The following is a 16,705-nucleotide window of genomic DNA, read 5'->3' as shown; positions in this document are numbered from 1 at the left end:
CTGGTGCCCCCGTCCTCGTCGGCTTCCTCCGCCTCGCCCTGCTCGACTGCTTTCTTGCTTCCGATGTCGGGTCGGAGCCTTCCCTCAGCTGCCTCGCTGGGCGGTGAGCTGTTCTTCGATGCGGGCGCGCTCTTCGGGCTGGTCCCAGTCGACGGCACCTTCCCACTTGTGGACCACTTTGCCGTCCACCACCAGATAGGTTTCGGGCAGTTTGCGGGTGCCGTAGCGGTGGGCGACGTCCCAGTTGGGGTCGTAGAGCATCATCTCGGCACGGCGGCCGACGAAAGGCTTGACCTTCTCGAGCGTATCGTCGACAGCGATCATCACCAGGTCGAAGTCGGGCTCGTCGTCGAGGTCGGCGGAGAGCCGGTCGATGGCCGGGAGCTCGGTGATGCAGGGCGGGCACCAGGTGGCCCAGAAGTGCACCAGAGTGACCGGCGCCATGCGGGGGGCGAGCTTTTCGGGGCGGCCGTGGCCGTCGACGAGGAAGCCGCCCGGGGCATCGAAGCTGCCGTCACCGCGCGGCCAGAACAGCGCCACCGCGGCCACCACCGCCAGGGCGATCACCACCCAGCGCGCCTGGGCGCCCAGAGGTTGGGGTTGAGAGGCTGCTGTCGATTCGCTCATCGGGAATATTCGTTCGCACCAGAGGTTAGAGAGCGGACGGGCGAGCCCGAGCTAAAATCACCGGAAGACGAGGTTCCAGCACGTGTCATTCTACAACCGCGACGAAGCATCCCAAGACCTGCCACGGCGAGCCTTCCTTCTGGGGCTCATCCAGCAGGGCCAGCCCGGCCATCTGGTGGAGGAGCATCTCGACGAGCTCGCCGAGCTGGCGCGGAGTGCCGGCGTCGAGGTCGCCGGCAACGCCATCCAGCGCCGCGCCACCCCCCATCCCGCGACCTTCGTGGGTCGCGGCAAGGCCGAAGAGGCGGGGCAGGCGGCGAAGGAGCTCGGCGCCGACTTACTGCTCTTCGACGACGACCTGTCGCCCTCGCAGGTGAAGAACCTCGAGAAGATCGTCGAGCTGCAGGTGATGGACCGCAGCGGCTTGATCCTCGAGATCTTCAGCCAGCGGGCGAGGACTCGCGAGGCCCGCACCCAGGTCGAGCTGGCCCGTCTGCGCTACGTGCTGCCGCGCCTCACCCGCATGTGGAAGCACCTTTCCCGGCAGGGCGGTGGCGTCGGTATCCGTGGTGGTGAGGGCGAAAAGCAGATCGAGGCCGACCGCCGTATCCTGCGCAACCAGATCGGCCGTCTCGAGAAGCAGCTCAAGAAGATCGAGCGCACCCGTTCGGTGCAGCGCCGGGGCCGCCGGGGCACCCTCTCGGTGGCGCTGGCGGGCTACACCAACGCCGGCAAGACCACCCTCTTCAACCGTCTCACCGGCGCCGGCGAAAAGGCCCAGAACCTGCTCTTCGCCACCCTCGATGCGCGCCTGCGGAAAGGCGCCTTGGCGCCCGGCCGGATCGCCGTTTTCGCCGACACCGTCGGCTTCATTCGCAAGCTGCCGCATCACCTCGTGTCGTCCTTCCGCAGCACCCTCGAAGAAGCCACCGCCGCCGATCTGGTGCTGCACGTCATCGACCGCAGCCATCCGATCTGGGAAGACCAGGCCAACGTCGCCGAGGACGTTCTCGCCGAGCTCGGCGTCGAGCCCGAGCGCCTGATGCGGGTCTACAACAAGGCCGACCGCCTCTTCGCCGAGGGCGCTTCCTGGCCGGCGCCCGTCGACAACGAAGGCGTCTGGGTCTCGGCCCTGAGCGGCGAGGGTCTCGACGTCCTCAAAGAAGAGATCCTGAAGCGTGCCGAGCTCCTCGGCCAGCCGGTTCCCAGCGCCTGGCCCGAGCCCGTGGTGGCGCCGGCCGAGGCGGTCGTCGAGGGTCTTCCCGGGGGCTCCGAAGAGGGTCGTTGACAAGCCCGAAAGGGGCCCAATAGACTAGCGCACCTTGCGTGGGGCCGTAGCTCAGTTGGGAGAGCGCTTGAATGGCATTCAAGAGGTCGTCGGTTCGATCCCGATCGGCTCCACCAAATCCCCTCCTTCCTTATCAGTCAGTCGGTTATTCGGTGGATCCGATCGGGACTCGGTGACTCCACGACGGCTGAAGCCGTCGTGGCGTGGAGCTTCTCCGGTTGGCCGAAGTAGCGGGTCTCAACCGGTCCGTTGGGTTTTCGATGATCCGACTGCGCTGGTTCGATCGAATCTTCCCTTCATGGCGTCGGAGCCTTGGTGGTTCCGCTCTCGACGGGTCTGATGCTGGGTGACGGGTCCCGCCGCTGCACCTGTTCAGCCGCGGCTGATCCTCCGATTCATATGCTATAAATGCGAATTAACTGAGGTTCAAGTGGGCTGATTTGAGTTTGTTTGCAAGCCGTGGGGTTGGGTGTGAGAGCCTGGGTGGCAGGCGACGCGGTCCTTTGGTCGCCTGCCGATATGAGGGGAATGCTACAGATGCCTCGCCGGAGCCTTGGTCGTGACGACCGCTTTGAAGGGTTGGCTTACCTCACGCATTGCGTTGAATGGTGGGCTTGTCCGCTCCGCTCCCTCCGACCCTCTTCTCTGCTTCAGCCTTGACGGCTGTTTGGGTGGTTTCCTTCTCCTGCTTGGAGTGATCACGGCATGCGGAAGAATCGTTCTTGGAGCCGTGGCTCTTGGTCTTCATTGTGAAATCTCCTTTTCAGAGTGATAAGAGCTCTGGCTTCGTGCCGAGAGCCCGGGGTCTTCTTTTTCAGACACCTCGACTCCGGTTTCTGGGGTACTCAGCGCCGTGGGTCGTCTCGCATCCGACAGGCGAGTGCTTCGTCGAGAAAGATCTATGACCTCTGGCGAGGCTGACACCGAGTGGTCTCGAGGGGCGTCTTTCCGCAAAGGAGCGGTGCGGGCTTCGGTGGAAGAAGCGTTGCGCCAGATTCAGGCCGGAAGCAACGTCGAGCAGCACTTCGAAGGCCTCTATCGGAGATTTCTGCCCGCCTGTCGGCACTTCTTCGTTCGTCGTGGGCTGGCTCAGGAGGCGGACGATCTAGCCCAAGAAGTGATGCTGCGGGTCTATAGAGGTATTGAAGGCTATCAATTCCGGTCTTCCTTCGATACGTGGGTCGCTCAAATCATGCTGAATGTGTATCGAAATTGGCTCCGTCACTCGCACTCGCAGAAAGTGCGGGTCGAAGTCCAGCTTCCGGAAGAGCCTTCCGGGGAAGGTGCGGTGATCGTGGAGTCGGCGGATCCATCGGCTGGTCCCTTGGAGACGACGATCGACGCCGAACGCCGAGGGCGCCTTGGCGCTGCGCTCGGCGCCTTGCCTCCAAGAATGCGGCAGTGCATCTTTCTTCGTTATCAGGGGTATAAGTATCGGGAAATCGCTGAGATTCAAGGGGTCGCTATTGATACCGTCAAGCGACAGCTGAAACTGGCGCGGAGCAGAATGAGGCCACTCCTCGGTGCTGGCGTTGAGCTCTTCGGCCTTCTGTGCTTTCTGGTGATGCTCTGAGGAGGTCGCGATGTCCGAGTGGAATGCTGCGTTCGAGGCTGTAATCGCCGAGCGGCGGGCGCGCCTCGGCGATGCACCTCCTGTTGAGGTGCTGATCGGATTTCTGGAAGGGCGTCTCTCCGAAGAGGAGCGCGCCGAGCTGCTCGACAGAGCCGCTGTCGATCCGCAGCTCTCTCGGCTGCTCCTCGATTTGCAACGATTCCCTGACTTTGAGCCTTTATCGGACGAAGAATTTCTGAGCGAATCCCGTCGGGGAGAGCTTTGGCAGGACTTTCGCGGCCGCATCTTCACAGCGACCTCCAAAGCGTCCGGAGGGTTGTGGCAGGGCCGCTGGCCATCACTCGCTGCATCCTTTCTGATTGGCGCAGTGGCGGCCCTTTTCATTGGGCAACTCGGTCCTTCCGGGCCGACGACTCCTCCGCCTTCGGTCTTAGGAGTGCAAGCCAATACCCCCATTGTCGAGCTCTTGCCCGAGGGGCATTCCCGCACCCGCGGAGATTCGTCGACTGTTTTTCCCGAGTATGCAAGCGGTGTGACGTTGGCTCTCGCCGGCTCCGAGCTTCTGCCGGGAGCTCGCTATGGCTTGAAGGTGACCGGTGAGGATTCTCGAGCAATCGAAGTGGCGGAGGAGCTGGTGGCGGATTCGGCAGGGGTGGTCACGGTTGTTCTGCCTCGAGAAATCCTTAAAGGGAGAGAATTCTGGCTTGACCTGAGCCATGGCGTGACCGGCCGAGTCGTGCGCTACAGGTTGACGCTGCTTCCGCTGGAAAGCGTCGGGGGGTAGGGTGTCCGAGCTCTGGTCTGGTCTCGCGTTCGGCGAGATATGTCGGTGAGGGTCGTTGGCTGGAGAGCTTGCTCTGGGTTCGTCCTGGTGGGTCTCCTGACTGCGCTCGTTGGCTGCGACATTGTCCCGGCTCCGTTCATCGATGAATCTGCCGAGAGCGAATCTTTTGTTGCCGGCGCCATTGAGCAGAGGCGAGAGATCGCTGTTGGCATCAGGCATTCCTTTCCGATCGAGCTCGGCCCAGGTCAATTTCTACAGGTTGCTCTGATTCAGCAGGGGGTCGATGTTTCGGTTGCGCTCGTCGATGGTGGCGGCAACGAGATCGGTTCTGTGGATGGTCCCAATGGTCCGGATGGCCTAGAATTTCTAGCATTGTCTCCGCAGTCGACCGGCGTCTTCGAGCTGCACGTCGAAGCACACTTCGGTTCTGGCTCCTATTGGCTGCAGGTCGCAGTGACGGACCGGCCGACAAGGCGGGATCGAGCCCTCTTGGCTGCGCTGGCTTCCTTCGATCGGGCGGTCGAGATTGCCGTTTCCCCGTCAGCGGACTCTCAGCTTCGAGCCTGTGTCCTTCTCGAAGAGGCTCTCGTCTTACTTCCCGCTTCCGCTCCGCCCCTGCTCAGGGGTCGGTTCCGCCATCGCCTCGGACTGGCCTTGAAGGATCTGGGCGAGCTCGAACGGTCCGCGAAGGAGCTCGAGGCAGCGCGCCAGTCCTTCATGGAGCACTCCAACGATTGGGAGCTCGGTCCCCTGTTGAACGACCTTGGGGGTGTCTATCTCGGTCGCAGCATGGCGTCGGCTGCTGAAGAGGTTCTGGAGGAAGGTCTCGCGAGATCGCTTGCGGTGGACAATCCCTTTGCAGTGGCGGTCGCTTGGAACAATCTAGGAGTGCTCTATGCCTCGAGGGGCGAGCTGACACCAGCCTTTGCCGCCTACAACCAGGCTCTGGCTACCTGGCGCCGGCAGGGAGTGACCTCTTCTGAGGGCAACATTCTTCACAACTTGGGCGTCTACTACCTCAGCTTGGGCCGTGTCGACGATGGCATCGCCAGTCTGCGGGCAGCCCTCGTGCTACGCGAGGAGTTGAACCAGGAACTGGCCAAGGCTCGCACCCTCAGTGCCCTGGCTTGGGGGCTGAGCTTGGCCGGGAACACGGACGAAGCCTTCGAGGCATTCGGTCGTGCTCTGGAGATCTTCCAGGCGACCGGAGCCCGGCGCGACCAAGCTCTGACATTGGAGCATCGGGCCTTCTCGTTGCTCCGACTCGGGCGCCCCGTGGAGGCCGTGAGGGACTTTCGTCGCTCGATGCCACTGAGTGGCGAGGATGAGCTGACGAGGGCCTTTCTTCAGCTCGGCCTTGGCGTTGCGACGCTGGCCCTTGGCCAGCCACGAGAGGCCCTCGAAGATCTCCAGGGTGCGCTGGACACGTTCGACGATTTGGGTGTCAGTCACATGCAGGTCGTCGCTCATGCGGAGCTCGGTCGGAGTTTCCGGGCTCTTGGCGACCGTCAGCGGGCGCGACGCGAGATGGAAGCCGCCGTCGCCGGCATCGAGGCCGCGCGGCAAAGCCTATTTCTCCCTTCCTTTCGGCAGACGTACTTCGGCAGTCATCAAGAGATTCACATCGAGCTCGCGGACCTGCTGGCCGAGACGGCGCTCGGCGGCGGGGACGCTGGTGTCGCACTCGAGAGCTTCGACACGACCGAGGAGGCGAAGGCCCGTTCCCTTTTGGAGAGCCTCGAAATCTCGAGTCGAGAGCAGCGCGTCGAGTCGGTGCCGCCGGAGCTGGCCCGGCGCGAGGGGGTCTTGAAGGCGCGGATCGACACTCTGCATCGGCAACACCTGCAAGCACTTCAGCAAGGAGCCCCAACCCAGGTCCTGGCACGCCGGGCAAAGCGCCTGTGGCGGGAGATCGAGGCGACGGAGGAAGCGATCCGGCGTTCTACCGGATCCCTGCCGACAGTTGTTCGGCCGGCTTCCGGGCGGGCCATTCAGAGAGAATTGGGGAGCGACACCAAGCTGCTTTCGTATCTCCTCGGTGAGGAACGAAGCTGGCTGTGGTTGGTCGATGCGACGGAAGTACGAATCTTCGAGCTGCCGCCGAGGTCCGAGATCGACCAACTGACAGAGAAGGCCCACCGCCTTCTGCCTCTAAGCTATCGCCGGGGGTATCGAACGGCGTCGAGACAGGCCCTGATAGAGCTGAGCGATGCTGTCTTGGGGCCTGTGGCTCGAGAGTTGAGACAAGGGCGCGTTGTTGTCGTCGGCGACGGCTCATTGCATTACATCCCCTTCGCAGTCTTGCCGGTCGCTTCCGGCGATGCCGATGAGTCGCGAGTTCCTCTATTGCAGCGAGTGGAGGTGGTTCGCCTGCCGTCCGCCTCGGTTTTGGTCCAGCTTCGCCGGCGAAGCTGGCGCGCGCCGGCCCCGAAGCTCATGGCGATTCTGGCAGATGCCGTTTTCGAGGAGGATGACCCGCGCCTGCAGTTTTCGGGTCAGCCTGCCGGGGCAGGGCCGAAGGGCCTCGAGCTGGCGGTGGCTCGCTCTGCGCGACGCGGTCCCTTTGGACGGTTGCAGGGTTCCAGTCTAGAAGCCTCGCAGATTCTCGACCTCTTGGCGGATGATCGAGACGTCTTGCTGGCGGACGGATTCGAGGCCACTCGAGGGTTGGTTCTTGGTGGCGACTTGGCGAAGTACCGGATCCTGCACTTCGCAACCCATGGTCTGGTCGATGGTCGGCAGCCGGAACTTTCGGGGTTGGTCTTTTCGCTCCGCGATCGACGAGGTGCTCCGATCAACGGCCTGTTGCGGCCGCACGAGATTCAAGATCTGACCTTGCCAGCCGATCTGGTGGTCTTGAGCGCTTGTCGTACGGCGCTCGGACGGGAAATCCGGGGTGAAGGTCTGGTGGGTCTCACGCAGGGTTTCCTGACGGCTGGAGCGTCGCGCTTGGTCGTCAGCCTCTGGGAAGTCGACGATGATGCGACGGCAGAGTTGATGCACTACTTCTACGAAGGAATCTTGCGGGATCGCCTGGCGCCGGCTGCCGCCTTGCGGAGGGCACAGCTTCAACTCGCCGATCGGGAAGGTCGGGGCTCCCCCTTTTACTGGGGAGCCTTCGCTCTGGTCGGCGATTGGCGACCTTTGCCCGAACCTGCGCCGGACAGTGGGCTCTGACCTGTCCGACTTGAAGTTCGGGCCTAAGGCTGTCCTACGGTCGAAGATCGACATGGGCTTCGAAGTCGAATTCGGCTCTTCCTGGGATTCTCCGTTGACGGTAGAGCCGTAGCGGTCCGAAGGAAGGGGCGAGCTGTCCGAGGAATAGGGAGAAGGCCGCCGGCGCAGCGACGAAGAGATGGAGCCATCCGTGGGTTTCGGCCGGGGTTCTTTGCCGAATAACTTGGGCGAGCTGTTGGGCGAGGCGCCGGGCGTGGGCGCCACTGCGCAGGGCCTCTGGCCCCGGAACGGGATGGCAGTTGGCATAGATCAGGCGCCCTACGGATGGTGCTCCGGTCGTTTCGAGAAAGTACTCCACGTTTTCGCTGACATTCTCGCTGACACTGGCTACCAGGGCGACGTCCGGCACTCCTCGCTCGAGAGTCCTGCTGTCGAGCTCCCAGAGGGAGCCCTCCGGTGGCGGAGTATCGAGGGCGAACCAGACCTTGGTGCCGTCGGGTCGTTGGGAGTGGACACGCAGGTCCACGGCACTCTTGGCTCGCAGAGCCCAGCCGGCGGAGAAGGCGACGCTCCAGGGGGCCTGTATCTCTAAGGCGATCGGCCGTTGGTTGATCGCCAGGGGGGCAAGGCAGACTTCCGCCTGTTGAGCGATGGCGGTCAGGTTCCCGAGGGGGGGCGCTGCATCGCCCCTCTTCGGGGAAGGCTCGTCGAATTCGAAGATGTGATCAAAACGGCTCTGTGGAGGGAATTCCACGGCGTTCGAAGAGAGGCGAATTCCTACCTTGATCGCGGCGCTGCGGGGCGGGCTGCTGCGAAGTCCACGGCCGACCTCTTGGCGGGAATCTAAAGCTGAATCCTCATTGGTCACGGTGGCGTTGGTTCGGGCTTCCGAGTCTGTAGCCCCGGAAGGCTGGAGAATGTGCCCGTCCTCCACTCGCATGAACACCACCGGCAGTGGCCATTCGAGGCGCGAGGGTGTGGAGCGAAGGGCGTGGATGGCAAGGCGGCCCTCGCAGGCCGCGACGTCAACCGGCGTACCGACGGCGATGCGCTGATAGAAGCGCCGGGCGAAGGTTGTCGCCGCGAGATTCGACAGCGGAAACTGCATGGCAACTACCGCAGGTATCTCAGCTCTCTGAAGAAGGCTGGGGGCGATGGTCAGGAAGGGGTCTTGGCCGTTGAGTCGAGGCAGGGCGGCTCCGTAGCAGCTCGACAGCACCACCATGCGCAGGCTCGGAAGATCCGTCACGTATTCCGCGAACATGTCTCCCGCCCAGCGGGTCGCGAGGCCTTTCTTATTGGTGAAGACGACTGTGCCTTCGGACGTCGATGGATCGAAGTTGCCGTGGCCGATGAAGTGCAGGACATTGATGCCGTCGTCAGCTATTCGGTCCCGGACCCGTTCGAGAATCGGTGATTCCGAGGTCACTTCGACATCGTGGCGCTTGCGGAACGCCCGGTGAATGTCGAGCTCCTCCTGCTTGGCGTCGACTGGCGAAATGTCAGTCGGCTGTGAGGTGACGATCAAGATCTTCAAGGGGCCATTCACCTTCAATTGCGTGATTGGCGTCATGCCCTGAAGAAAGCGTGAGACCGGGAATCGGCTGCGGCGCGAAAGAAAGTCGCCGCTTTGCGGTCGGCGGATCAGCTCCCAGGGGGCTGCCGCGATTGCGTTGAGACTGCTTTTGTTGGGTGACCACGCGATCCGCACCCTCAGTCCGACATTGCGATCACTGTCCAATCGACTTAGGCAGCGCTGAAAAGCAGTGCCGATATCTCCTTTTGAGAAAGCCTGAAAGAGGCGGCTGCCGAGATCTCCTTGAAGCCCACTTAGGGCCTGCTCACGCTCCGCCCCTGGGTGGTCGCTCTTGAATAGGGCGCGGGTGCGAAAGTCATAATCCTGCATCTGCTCCCGAAGCTCTTCCGGGTCGAATCCCGTATCCATGATCTCCGTTGCGGTGGTCAAGCCGTAGGAGTCGGTATGGGCACGGATTACGAGGTCATCTCCTTTCATCTGGTCGAGCTCGAGGATGAAATCAAAGTATTTCATGGCCGCCTCCGATGGGTGGGATTGAGGATTGCTCGGAGTGGAGTCAATGCAGGATTAGGGCCAGGGGCGTGGGGTCGGCTTGGGCGTCTGTTCTCACCTTGGTGGTTGTAGAGCCGTTACTGCTCGCCTTGTTTTGTTACAGATGTTGAGCGGGTCGTTACAGAAGCCGGGCTGATTCACGCTCTTGATTCTTGAGAGTCGACCTCTTGGAGTCATTGAAATTAATAGGTCTTTCCCCATATTGAAGCGCTGGCGCGCAATCGGCATGAATTCTGCTACTCATGGCCGTTGCAGGAAGATCGGATAACGCGAATATAAAAGGAGAATCTCGAGATGAGAATTCATGAAAGGACCTGGGTTTCCCTGCTTTCGTGGGTGGCTCTGTTGGTCTTGTTCAATGCTTGTGGAGACACCGGGCGGCCGCTGAAAGTCGGCTTGGTGACTTGGGTTGGGAGTGGTCCCTTCTATCTGGCCGAGGAGCGAGATTTCTTCGATGGTCTCGAGGTCGAGCTCGAGGTTCTCGATGATGCAGCGGGCAGGCGGTCTGCCTTGGCGAGCGGTGCCCTGGATGCCATGCTGGCAACGGTCGATGATTTTGCCAATGCCGCCGCTGCCGGAGTGCCTGCCGTTGCTGTCCTGAAGACCGACGACTCCTTGGGGGCGGATGGAATCGTTGCCGGCTCAGAGATTCGCAGTGTTGCCGAGCTCGCCGGAAAGACGATTGCCTTTCCGCAGGGTATGCCGTCTCATTTCTTTCTGCTCAACGTCGCTGAGAGGAACGGTCTGGCAATCTCCGAGGTCAAGCCTCGCTTTATGGAGGCGGGTGAGGCCGGGGGAGCTTTTGTGGCGGGAAAGGTAGATGCTGCTGTGACCTGGGAGCCCTGGTTGAGCCAGGCCTCTGATCGGGAGGGCGGCCATGTCCTGGCGACGACCCGTGAGTATCCCGGTTTGATCTCGGACATATTGGTGGTGCGTCGAGACGTTCTTTTCGAGCGCCCGGCGGACCTGGTCAAACTATTGTCTGGCTGGTTCCGTGCCGTGGAGCTGTGGCAGCAGGAGGAGAGCGCCTCCAATCGCTCGATGGCGGCGGCGCTCGGATTGGCCGAGGATGACTTTGCGGCCATGGTCGCCGGGATCAAGTACGCCGATCTCGAGGAGAACCTCGCCTACTTCGGAGTCGGTGAGGGTGGGGGAAGCGCGTTCGACCTTACCTTCGAGGCCGCTGGAAGAGCTTGGGAGGTTGCTGGTCTGGTGAGAGATGCACGGCCGTCGGCCGGGTTTGCCGAGGTGTCCCCCTTGGTCCAGCTGGCTTCGGAAGAGAAGCAATGAGGCCGTTGCCTGGAATGTCCTTCGCCGGTGTCGGGACATCTCCTGCCCCAAGAGGACCGAAGCCCGAATCCCCTGAGCAGCCGACTGGACTGCGACGGAGATTGCACGAGGCCTTCGAATTCAAGAGGTCTTTGCCGAAACTCTGGTCGATTCTCCTGGGCGCCGGCGCGTTTCTCGGGGCCCTCATGCTGTGGTGTTTCCTAACCTACGGGGGAATCGTCAAACCGCTCTTCTTGCCGACGCCAACGGCGGTGGTCGCCGATCTCGTTCAGCTCTTTACGGCCGAGGACTTCGCCTACGACATCCTGATGAGTGTCTTCCGGGTTCTGGCCGGCTTCGGACTGGCAGCTCTGCTCGCGACCCCTCTGGGGATCCTGATGGGGACTTTTCGGCCGCTCGAGGCCATCGTGAGTCCGTTCTGTGCATTCGTGCGCTACATGCCTGCAGCGGCTTTCATCCCGTTGATCATACTTTGGCTGGGGATCGGTCATGGGCAGAAGATTTCGGTGATTTTTCTCGGAGTGTTTTTCTACATGCTGATCTTGATTGCCGGGGAGGCGGATCAAGTAAAGAAAGATCTGATCGAAACCGCTTACACGTTAGGGGCCTCCAGGTGGCAGATTCTTCGTCGCGTGATTGCTCCGGCCGCGCTTCCCGGGGTCCTCAAGTCGCTTCGGGCCATGGTGGGAGCGGCGTGGACTTATCTGATCGTCGCAGAGTTGGTGGCCGCTCAAACTGGGATTGGTTTTCGCATCAGCGAAGCACAGCGCTTCTTGAGGACCGATCGAGTCATCGCCGGGATCGTGGTCATCGGTGCAATCGGAGTGCTGACCGATCTCCTCTTCAAGGTTGTCTCCGCGTGGTTGACCTCATGGGAGGAGTAGGACCGGTGCTGCCCGCAGTGACGCCGAAAGTGCAGGTCGAGAGCCTGGTCAAAACCTATCGCGAGGTCAACGCCGAGCCGGTTGTCGCGGTCGCCGAGGCTAGCTTTCAAGTTGCGGAGGCTGAGTTCTTTGTGCTGCTCGGCCCTTCGGGATGCGGCAAGAGCACCATTCTGCGGATGGTCTCTGGGCTGGAGCTCCCCTCGGCTGGCCAAGTGTTGGTCGATGGCCGGGCGGTGGATGGTCCCGGAAGAGACCGTGGCCTAGTCTTTCAAGCATATACCTCGTTCCCCTGGCTGACAGTCGAGGAGAATGTCGGTTTCGGCCTCGAGCTGCGTGGCGTGAAGGTCGAAGAGCAGCAGAGGGTCGTGGCTCATTTTCTCGAGGTGACGGGGCTTGCGGAATTCCGCCATGCCTACCCGAAAGAACTTTCCGGTGGAATGAAACAGCGGGTTGCGATCGCCCGGACGATGGCGAATTCACCGGACATTCTTCTGATGGATGAGCCCTTCGGTGCCCTCGACGTGGAGACCCGTTGGCAGATGCAAGAGCTTCTGCTTGAGGTCTGGCGGGAAACCAGGACCACGGTTCTTTTTGTGACCCATGACATCGAAGAGGCGATCTTTCTGGGCGATCGAATCTATATCTCGACGGCTCGCCCGAGTCGCTGCTGTGACGTGGTCGATGTTCCTTTTGGTCGCCCTCGTCCCTCGGCCATCAAGACTTCGGTGCCATTCCGTCAGCTCGAGGGAAAGATCCACGGACTTTTTCGAAATCAAGCGCTGGAAGAGTGGAAAGGACAGGACTCATGACGAGCCGACTAGTCTTCGGTAAGGGCGAGGCGGCCCTCATCGATCGCAAAGAGGAATCCTTCCCAGCGTTGGTGACAGCGCAGGATCCCGTTCAGGCGGAGGCTTTTCGTAGGTACCACGAAGCCTATCTGGGGGAGTACTTCTTCCTGCTGCGCAAGATCTTCCACACCTGGGCTTTCGACCTGCGGGAGTTCGCCTTGGAGTTTCACGAGCAGCCGGTCGACGAGTACATCCAGTCGCTGGTGTGGTTGACCTATGTCCAGACGATCATCTACGAGCTCGACATCAATACGGAGCAGGAAGGGGCCGGGGCCAACCGCCGATCAGCGATGCGCCTGGCCGAGGTCGGGGCGGGAATTGAAGAATTCCTCGAGGAACACGACCTCTCGGATGTCCGGATTCGCCAATGTCTTCGGGATGTCATCCAGTACCTCCGAAAGGAACGCGATGAGCTGCACGACAAGATCCAATATTCCCGGGAGGAGATCTTCGCGATTCTGGATCTGAAGTCAGCGGACCTCGGCCTCCTCAGGCGTATCTATCTGCGGGTCGCCGATCTTGAATGCCGGGAGAGTGAAATGGCGATCTTTCGGCGCATCGACAAGATTCGCGAGACCTTCGATGATATTCGAGATTACTTCGAGGATCTGGAGATCGCGAACTTCAACACGGTGATCTGCCTCCAGAAACTGGGTGGAGACATGCTCGGAGGAGCAAAGATCCTCAACGATTTCGTCGAGGCCGAGATGGAGCGGGCTCGATCTGAGATCGCCCTTTTAGACGCTGGCCGAAGGCAAAAGTTCGAGCTCATCTTCGAGCGCCTTCTGGAGGAGAAAACATACTTCATGGCCGAGCTTGCGAAGCTTCCCTCGAATTGAGCGGATGCTGGAACTGAGAGGTGGCTGAATGGCTGGTGATTCCCGGCAGAAGCGTGTGCGTGAACTGATCGAGATGGCTCGCCAGCGGATTTCGCGCTCAAAGGCCCCCCAGCAGTCGAGTCTGCGTTCGTTCGAGATTCTACCAGCAGTGCTCGCTGGCGAGCGTACGCAGCGAGCCGTCCTTGCCTTGAGAACGCGTGGTTGTCTTTGGTTCGGGGGCAAGGGGCGTGGATGTTCTCATTGCGGGCTGGTTCAGGACGGATTGTGGGACCCGGGCCTCGATGAATCGGTGGCCTTGCAGGAACTGGAGGCACAGCTCGATCGCATGTGTCAGAAAGAGGTTCGGATCCTCTGCTTGTATGTCGCCGGTTCCTTCTTCGATCGCCGTGAGATCAGCGACGCTCAGCGGCGTAAAGTCTTGGCCGCCGTGGCTCGCCGAGCCCGGGTCCGTCGGCTGGTGGTGGAGACGCGCCCGGAGTTTCTGCGGCCCGGGCTGATTGCCGAGGCGGTACGGTTGCTGGAAGGCGTCGAGCTCGAAGTCGGAATCGGATTGGATTCCGTTGACCCTTCAGTGCGGGCTCTTTGTCTCAACAAGCACTCGACCCGCGAACACTTCGAGACGGCAGCACGCTGCGTTGTCGGCGAAGGGGCGAGGCTCCTGACCTATGCAGTGTTGAAGCCTCCGTTCCTCGATGAGTCTCCGGCCATCGAAAGTGCGGTGAGCACCGGCCTTTATGCTTTCGACCTCGGGGCGAGCTCGGTCTCCCTCGAACCACTGGCGGTGCAGCCCGGAACCTTGGCTCACCTTCTATGGGTCGAGAAGCTCCACCGACCTCCTTGGCTTTGGAGTGTGGTGGAGGTTCTGCGGCACCTTGCCCCGCATGGCCGAGTGAGGGTCGGAGGGCTGGTGGTCTATCCGTCGGCGGAGCACTGCGCCGGTAACTGTTCGTCGTGCTCCCAACAATTTCGTTCGGTGCTGCAGGACTTCAATCTTTCGCAGCGGGCCGACCGACTGCGTACTCTCGCGTGCTCCTGCAGGGCCTTGTGGGAGCAAGAGCTGGAGTTGTCTCGAACCCTGCATCAGCGCCTGGACGAGACGCTGGCGAGCCTGCGTGGATTACGCTCTTAGCCCGCTCTTCTCGCCGCAGCCCCGCCGTCGGAATCTGCGAACAGTACAAGCTTCTCGCTCTGGCAAGGGAAACCTTGGGTTTGGGTGTCCAAGGACTTCCACCGATTCGCCGAGACGCCGGTGAGGAGGGTTGGCAAAGTCCGTCCGTTTATCGAATGGTCTTTTGGGCTTCTGGAGGTGCCGGAGTCTGTTCGGAGAAGTAGGTGAGAGCCCGAGGCGAGGAGGTGGCCAGCTTGCCACCTCCTCGTCGGCCTGGGATGTTGTCGTTCGGATTCGCTACCGCGGAGTCGATGTGTACTGGACCTCCCATAGAGCGGGGTGGAGGGAGAGGTCTGTTTGGCTGCCGTTTGCGTCTTCGCCCGCGAGCCAGAGGAGAAAGAGGATGCCGATCACGGCCAGACAGCCACATCCAGAGTTTTCCTTTTTGAGGACATCGATTTGACCAACCTTTTTATATCCCACGGTTTGTGTCTCCTTTGGTGAGTTATTGCCTCGCGGAGGGGGCGGTCTACTGAGGGCTTTCTCCGGTGATCTGCGATGCAATGGCGTTCGTCATGTAGGAAGTCCATTCGGTGGGGTAGCCTGCCCGCTTTCCCTCCGCCTGAATATCTTGTTTGGTCTTCCCATAGAGGAGTGATCGCACCCGCTTGCGAAGAAAGGTGGCGGAGCCAAAGTCGGGCAGGCGGCGCGCAGCGGCTTTCTCGTCGAAATTGGTGTCGATCAGAGCTGTCGTGATCTCTTCGAGAGATCGTTTGTATTTGTAGAGAGTATTGGCTGAGATCTCGAGGGCTTGACTGGCTCTGCGATGATCCTTGCCTGCCTTGCGATAGACCCTCTCAGCGAGCAGCATCGATAGAACGTCGAGCGACAGGCGAGAGTCCTGTAAGACCTCGGCCGCAAGCTGGTCGAGCGTTTGGGTCACTCGGCAGCGACGAGCACGCAACCGCTTGGGCAGGTCCGTTGTGACCAGGAAGGTGCTGCCGCGGGAGGCGTAGTAGAGATGGTTGACGACGTTTTGAAGCTCGCGGACATTCCCGGGCCAGTTGTATTCGACGAGTGCTACCAGGGCTTGGTCGTCGAAGTTCTTCTGGCAGCCGTGCCTCTCGTTGAGGGCTTCGAGGTGGTATCGGGCAATCAGCTCAATGTCGTCGCGCCGTTGGCGCAGGGGCGGGATCTCGATGACGAGCCCTTCGAGGCGGTAGTAGAGGTCGGCGCGAAATTTTCCGCTGTCGATCTTCTCTTCGAGATCCTGGTTGGTTGCGGCAACAATGCGGACGTCCACCTGCAGGGTCTCCGTCCCCCCGACTCGCTCGAGTTGCTGCTCCTGGAGGACGCGCAAGAGCTTGGCTTGCGCCGTGAGGCTGAGGTCGCCGACCTCATCGAGGAAAAGCGTGCCGCCGTGGGCAAGCTCGAACTTGCCTTTCTTGCGGCGAACGGCGCCCGAGAAGGCGCCCCGTTCGTAGCCGAAGAGCTCGCTTTCGATCAGAGACTCCGGGATTGCGGCGCAGTTGACCGAGAGGAACCGGGTTCGCCGCGAGGCGCCGTGAACCGCTCGCGCCACCAGCTCTTTGCCGGTGCCGGTCTCGCCGAGGATGATCACCGGGCGGTCGTTCGATGCTTCCATCACGATGCGGCCGATCACCTGGTCCTGCATGGTCTTGTCGACACTCACGATGTATCGCCGATCGCCATCGCCGAAGTCCACCGGATAGCGCTTGATGTCGCTCTGGACGGTGCTCCGACCTTGACGCAGGCCGAAAGCCTTCTCCACGACCGCCAGGACCTCGTTTCGGGTGATCGGCTTGGAGATGTAGTCCCGAATTCCGATCTGGCGAGCCTCGTCGAGAATGTCCTTTTGGTCTGTGCTCTCGCTACCCCAACCCTTGCCGGTAATAGGGATGAGCTGAACTTGTGGGGCGATGCGCTTGAGCTCCGGCATCAGCTTGAGCCCGCCCCGGGGGTCCGTCCTGCGGTCCGTTGCGGTGATTGGTAGCACGATGTCCACCAAAGCCAGGCAGGGCGCCTCCTTCTCTTGCCCGACCCAGTCCATCAAGTGCCTCAAGGCCGACTCGCAGTCGAAGGCTCTCCGGATCTCGTAGGGAGTCGAAGAAAGATAGCTCTCGAGGTGGAGGGACGCGTCGTCATCGACGATCAACACGAGGCCGCGACTCTTCATG

13 protein-coding genes and 1 tRNA gene are annotated in these 16,705 nt (G+C 61.4%); 10 read left to right on the top strand and 4 right to left on the bottom strand.

Annotated features, from left to right (window positions below; all coding sequences use genetic code 11):
• Positions 1–84 precede the first annotated feature (84 nt).
• On the bottom strand, positions 85–627 hold the full coding sequence (locus tag AAF604_01895; GenBank protein MEM7048374.1) for a TlpA disulfide reductase family protein: 543 nt from the start codon (positions 625–627) through the stop codon (positions 85–87).
• A gap of 82 nt (positions 628–709) precedes the next feature.
• Between AAF604_01895 and hflX the strand changes: the two genes are divergently transcribed.
• Complete coding sequence (gene hflX, locus AAF604_01890) at positions 710–1,915, top strand: GTPase HflX (protein ID MEM7048373.1); 1,206 nt, start codon at positions 710–712, stop codon at positions 1,913–1,915.
• Positions 1,916–1,955: 40 nt separating this feature from the next.
• Positions 1,956–2,031, top strand: a tRNA-Ala gene (locus AAF604_01885).
• Positions 2,032–2,504: 473 nt separating this feature from the next.
• Here the strand turns inward: AAF604_01885 and AAF604_01880 are convergent.
• Positions 2,505–2,663: a hypothetical protein gene (locus tag AAF604_01880; GenBank protein ID MEM7048372.1), complete on the bottom strand. Its 159-nt coding sequence runs from the start codon at positions 2,661–2,663 to the stop codon at positions 2,505–2,507.
• A 153-nt stretch (positions 2,664–2,816) separates the two neighbouring features.
• On the opposite strand from AAF604_01880, the gene AAF604_01875 reads away from it, so the two are divergent.
• The 3 genes from AAF604_01875 to AAF604_01865 all read left to right on the top strand — a co-directional run bounded on the left by AAF604_01875 (position 2,817) and on the right by AAF604_01865 (position 7,449).
• Positions 2,817–3,488 carry an RNA polymerase sigma factor gene (locus tag AAF604_01875; GenBank protein MEM7048371.1) on the top strand — a complete coding sequence of 224 codons (672 nt, stop codon included), beginning with the start codon at positions 2,817–2,819 and terminating at the stop codon, positions 3,486–3,488.
• 10 nt (positions 3,489–3,498) lie between these two features.
• Positions 3,499–4,272, top strand: a complete 774-nt coding sequence (locus AAF604_01870) for a hypothetical protein (protein ID MEM7048370.1) — start codon at positions 3,499–3,501, stop codon at positions 4,270–4,272.
• A 372-nt stretch (positions 4,273–4,644) separates the two neighbouring features.
• Complete coding sequence (locus AAF604_01865) at positions 4,645–7,449, top strand: CHAT domain-containing tetratricopeptide repeat protein (protein ID MEM7048369.1); 2,805 nt, start codon at positions 4,645–4,647, stop codon at positions 7,447–7,449.
• A gap of 34 nt (positions 7,450–7,483) precedes the next feature.
• Here AAF604_01865 and AAF604_01860 read toward each other — a convergent pair whose 3' ends face one another.
• The gene (locus AAF604_01860; GenBank protein MEM7048368.1) at positions 7,484–9,355 is read right to left on the bottom strand and encodes an SAVED domain-containing protein; all 1,872 of its coding nucleotides are present in this window, start codon (positions 9,353–9,355) and stop codon (positions 7,484–7,486) included.
• A 477-nt stretch (positions 9,356–9,832) separates the two neighbouring features.
• On the opposite strand from AAF604_01860, the gene AAF604_01855 reads away from it, so the two are divergent.
• The 5 genes from AAF604_01855 to AAF604_01835 all read left to right on the top strand — a co-directional run bounded on the left by AAF604_01855 (position 9,833) and on the right by AAF604_01835 (position 14,528).
• Complete coding sequence (locus AAF604_01855) at positions 9,833–10,828, top strand: ABC transporter substrate-binding protein (protein ID MEM7048367.1); 996 nt, start codon at positions 9,833–9,835, stop codon at positions 10,826–10,828.
• Positions 10,829–10,959: 131 nt separating this feature from the next.
• Entirely contained in the window at positions 10,960–11,712 is a 753-nt protein-coding gene (locus tag AAF604_01850; protein MEM7048366.1) for an ABC transporter permease, read from the top strand.
• 5 nt (positions 11,713–11,717) lie between these two features.
• Positions 11,718–12,521, top strand: coding sequence for an ABC transporter ATP-binding protein (locus tag AAF604_01845; GenBank protein ID MEM7048365.1), 804 nt, complete (start codon positions 11,718–11,720; stop codon positions 12,519–12,521).
• A 197-nt stretch (positions 12,522–12,718) separates the two neighbouring features.
• Positions 12,719–13,399, top strand: coding sequence for a hypothetical protein (locus AAF604_01840; GenBank protein ID MEM7048364.1), 681 nt, complete (start codon positions 12,719–12,721; stop codon positions 13,397–13,399).
• Between the two features lie 289 nt (positions 13,400–13,688).
• Positions 13,689–14,528, top strand: a complete 840-nt coding sequence (locus tag AAF604_01835) for a hypothetical protein (protein MEM7048363.1) — start codon at positions 13,689–13,691, stop codon at positions 14,526–14,528.
• Positions 14,529–15,036: 508 nt separating this feature from the next.
• Here the strand turns inward: AAF604_01835 and AAF604_01830 are convergent.
• Complete coding sequence (locus AAF604_01830) at positions 15,037–16,704, bottom strand: sigma-54 dependent transcriptional regulator (GenBank protein ID MEM7048362.1); 1,668 nt, start codon at positions 16,702–16,704, stop codon at positions 15,037–15,039.
• Position 16,705: the final 1 nt, after the last annotated feature.

The sequence above is a fragment of the Acidobacteriota bacterium genome, assembly GCA_039028635.1.
Lineage (GTDB): Bacteria > Acidobacteriota > Thermoanaerobaculia > Multivoradales > JBCCEF01 > JBCCEF01.
This window is presented reverse-complemented; position numbering and strand designations above follow the sequence as displayed.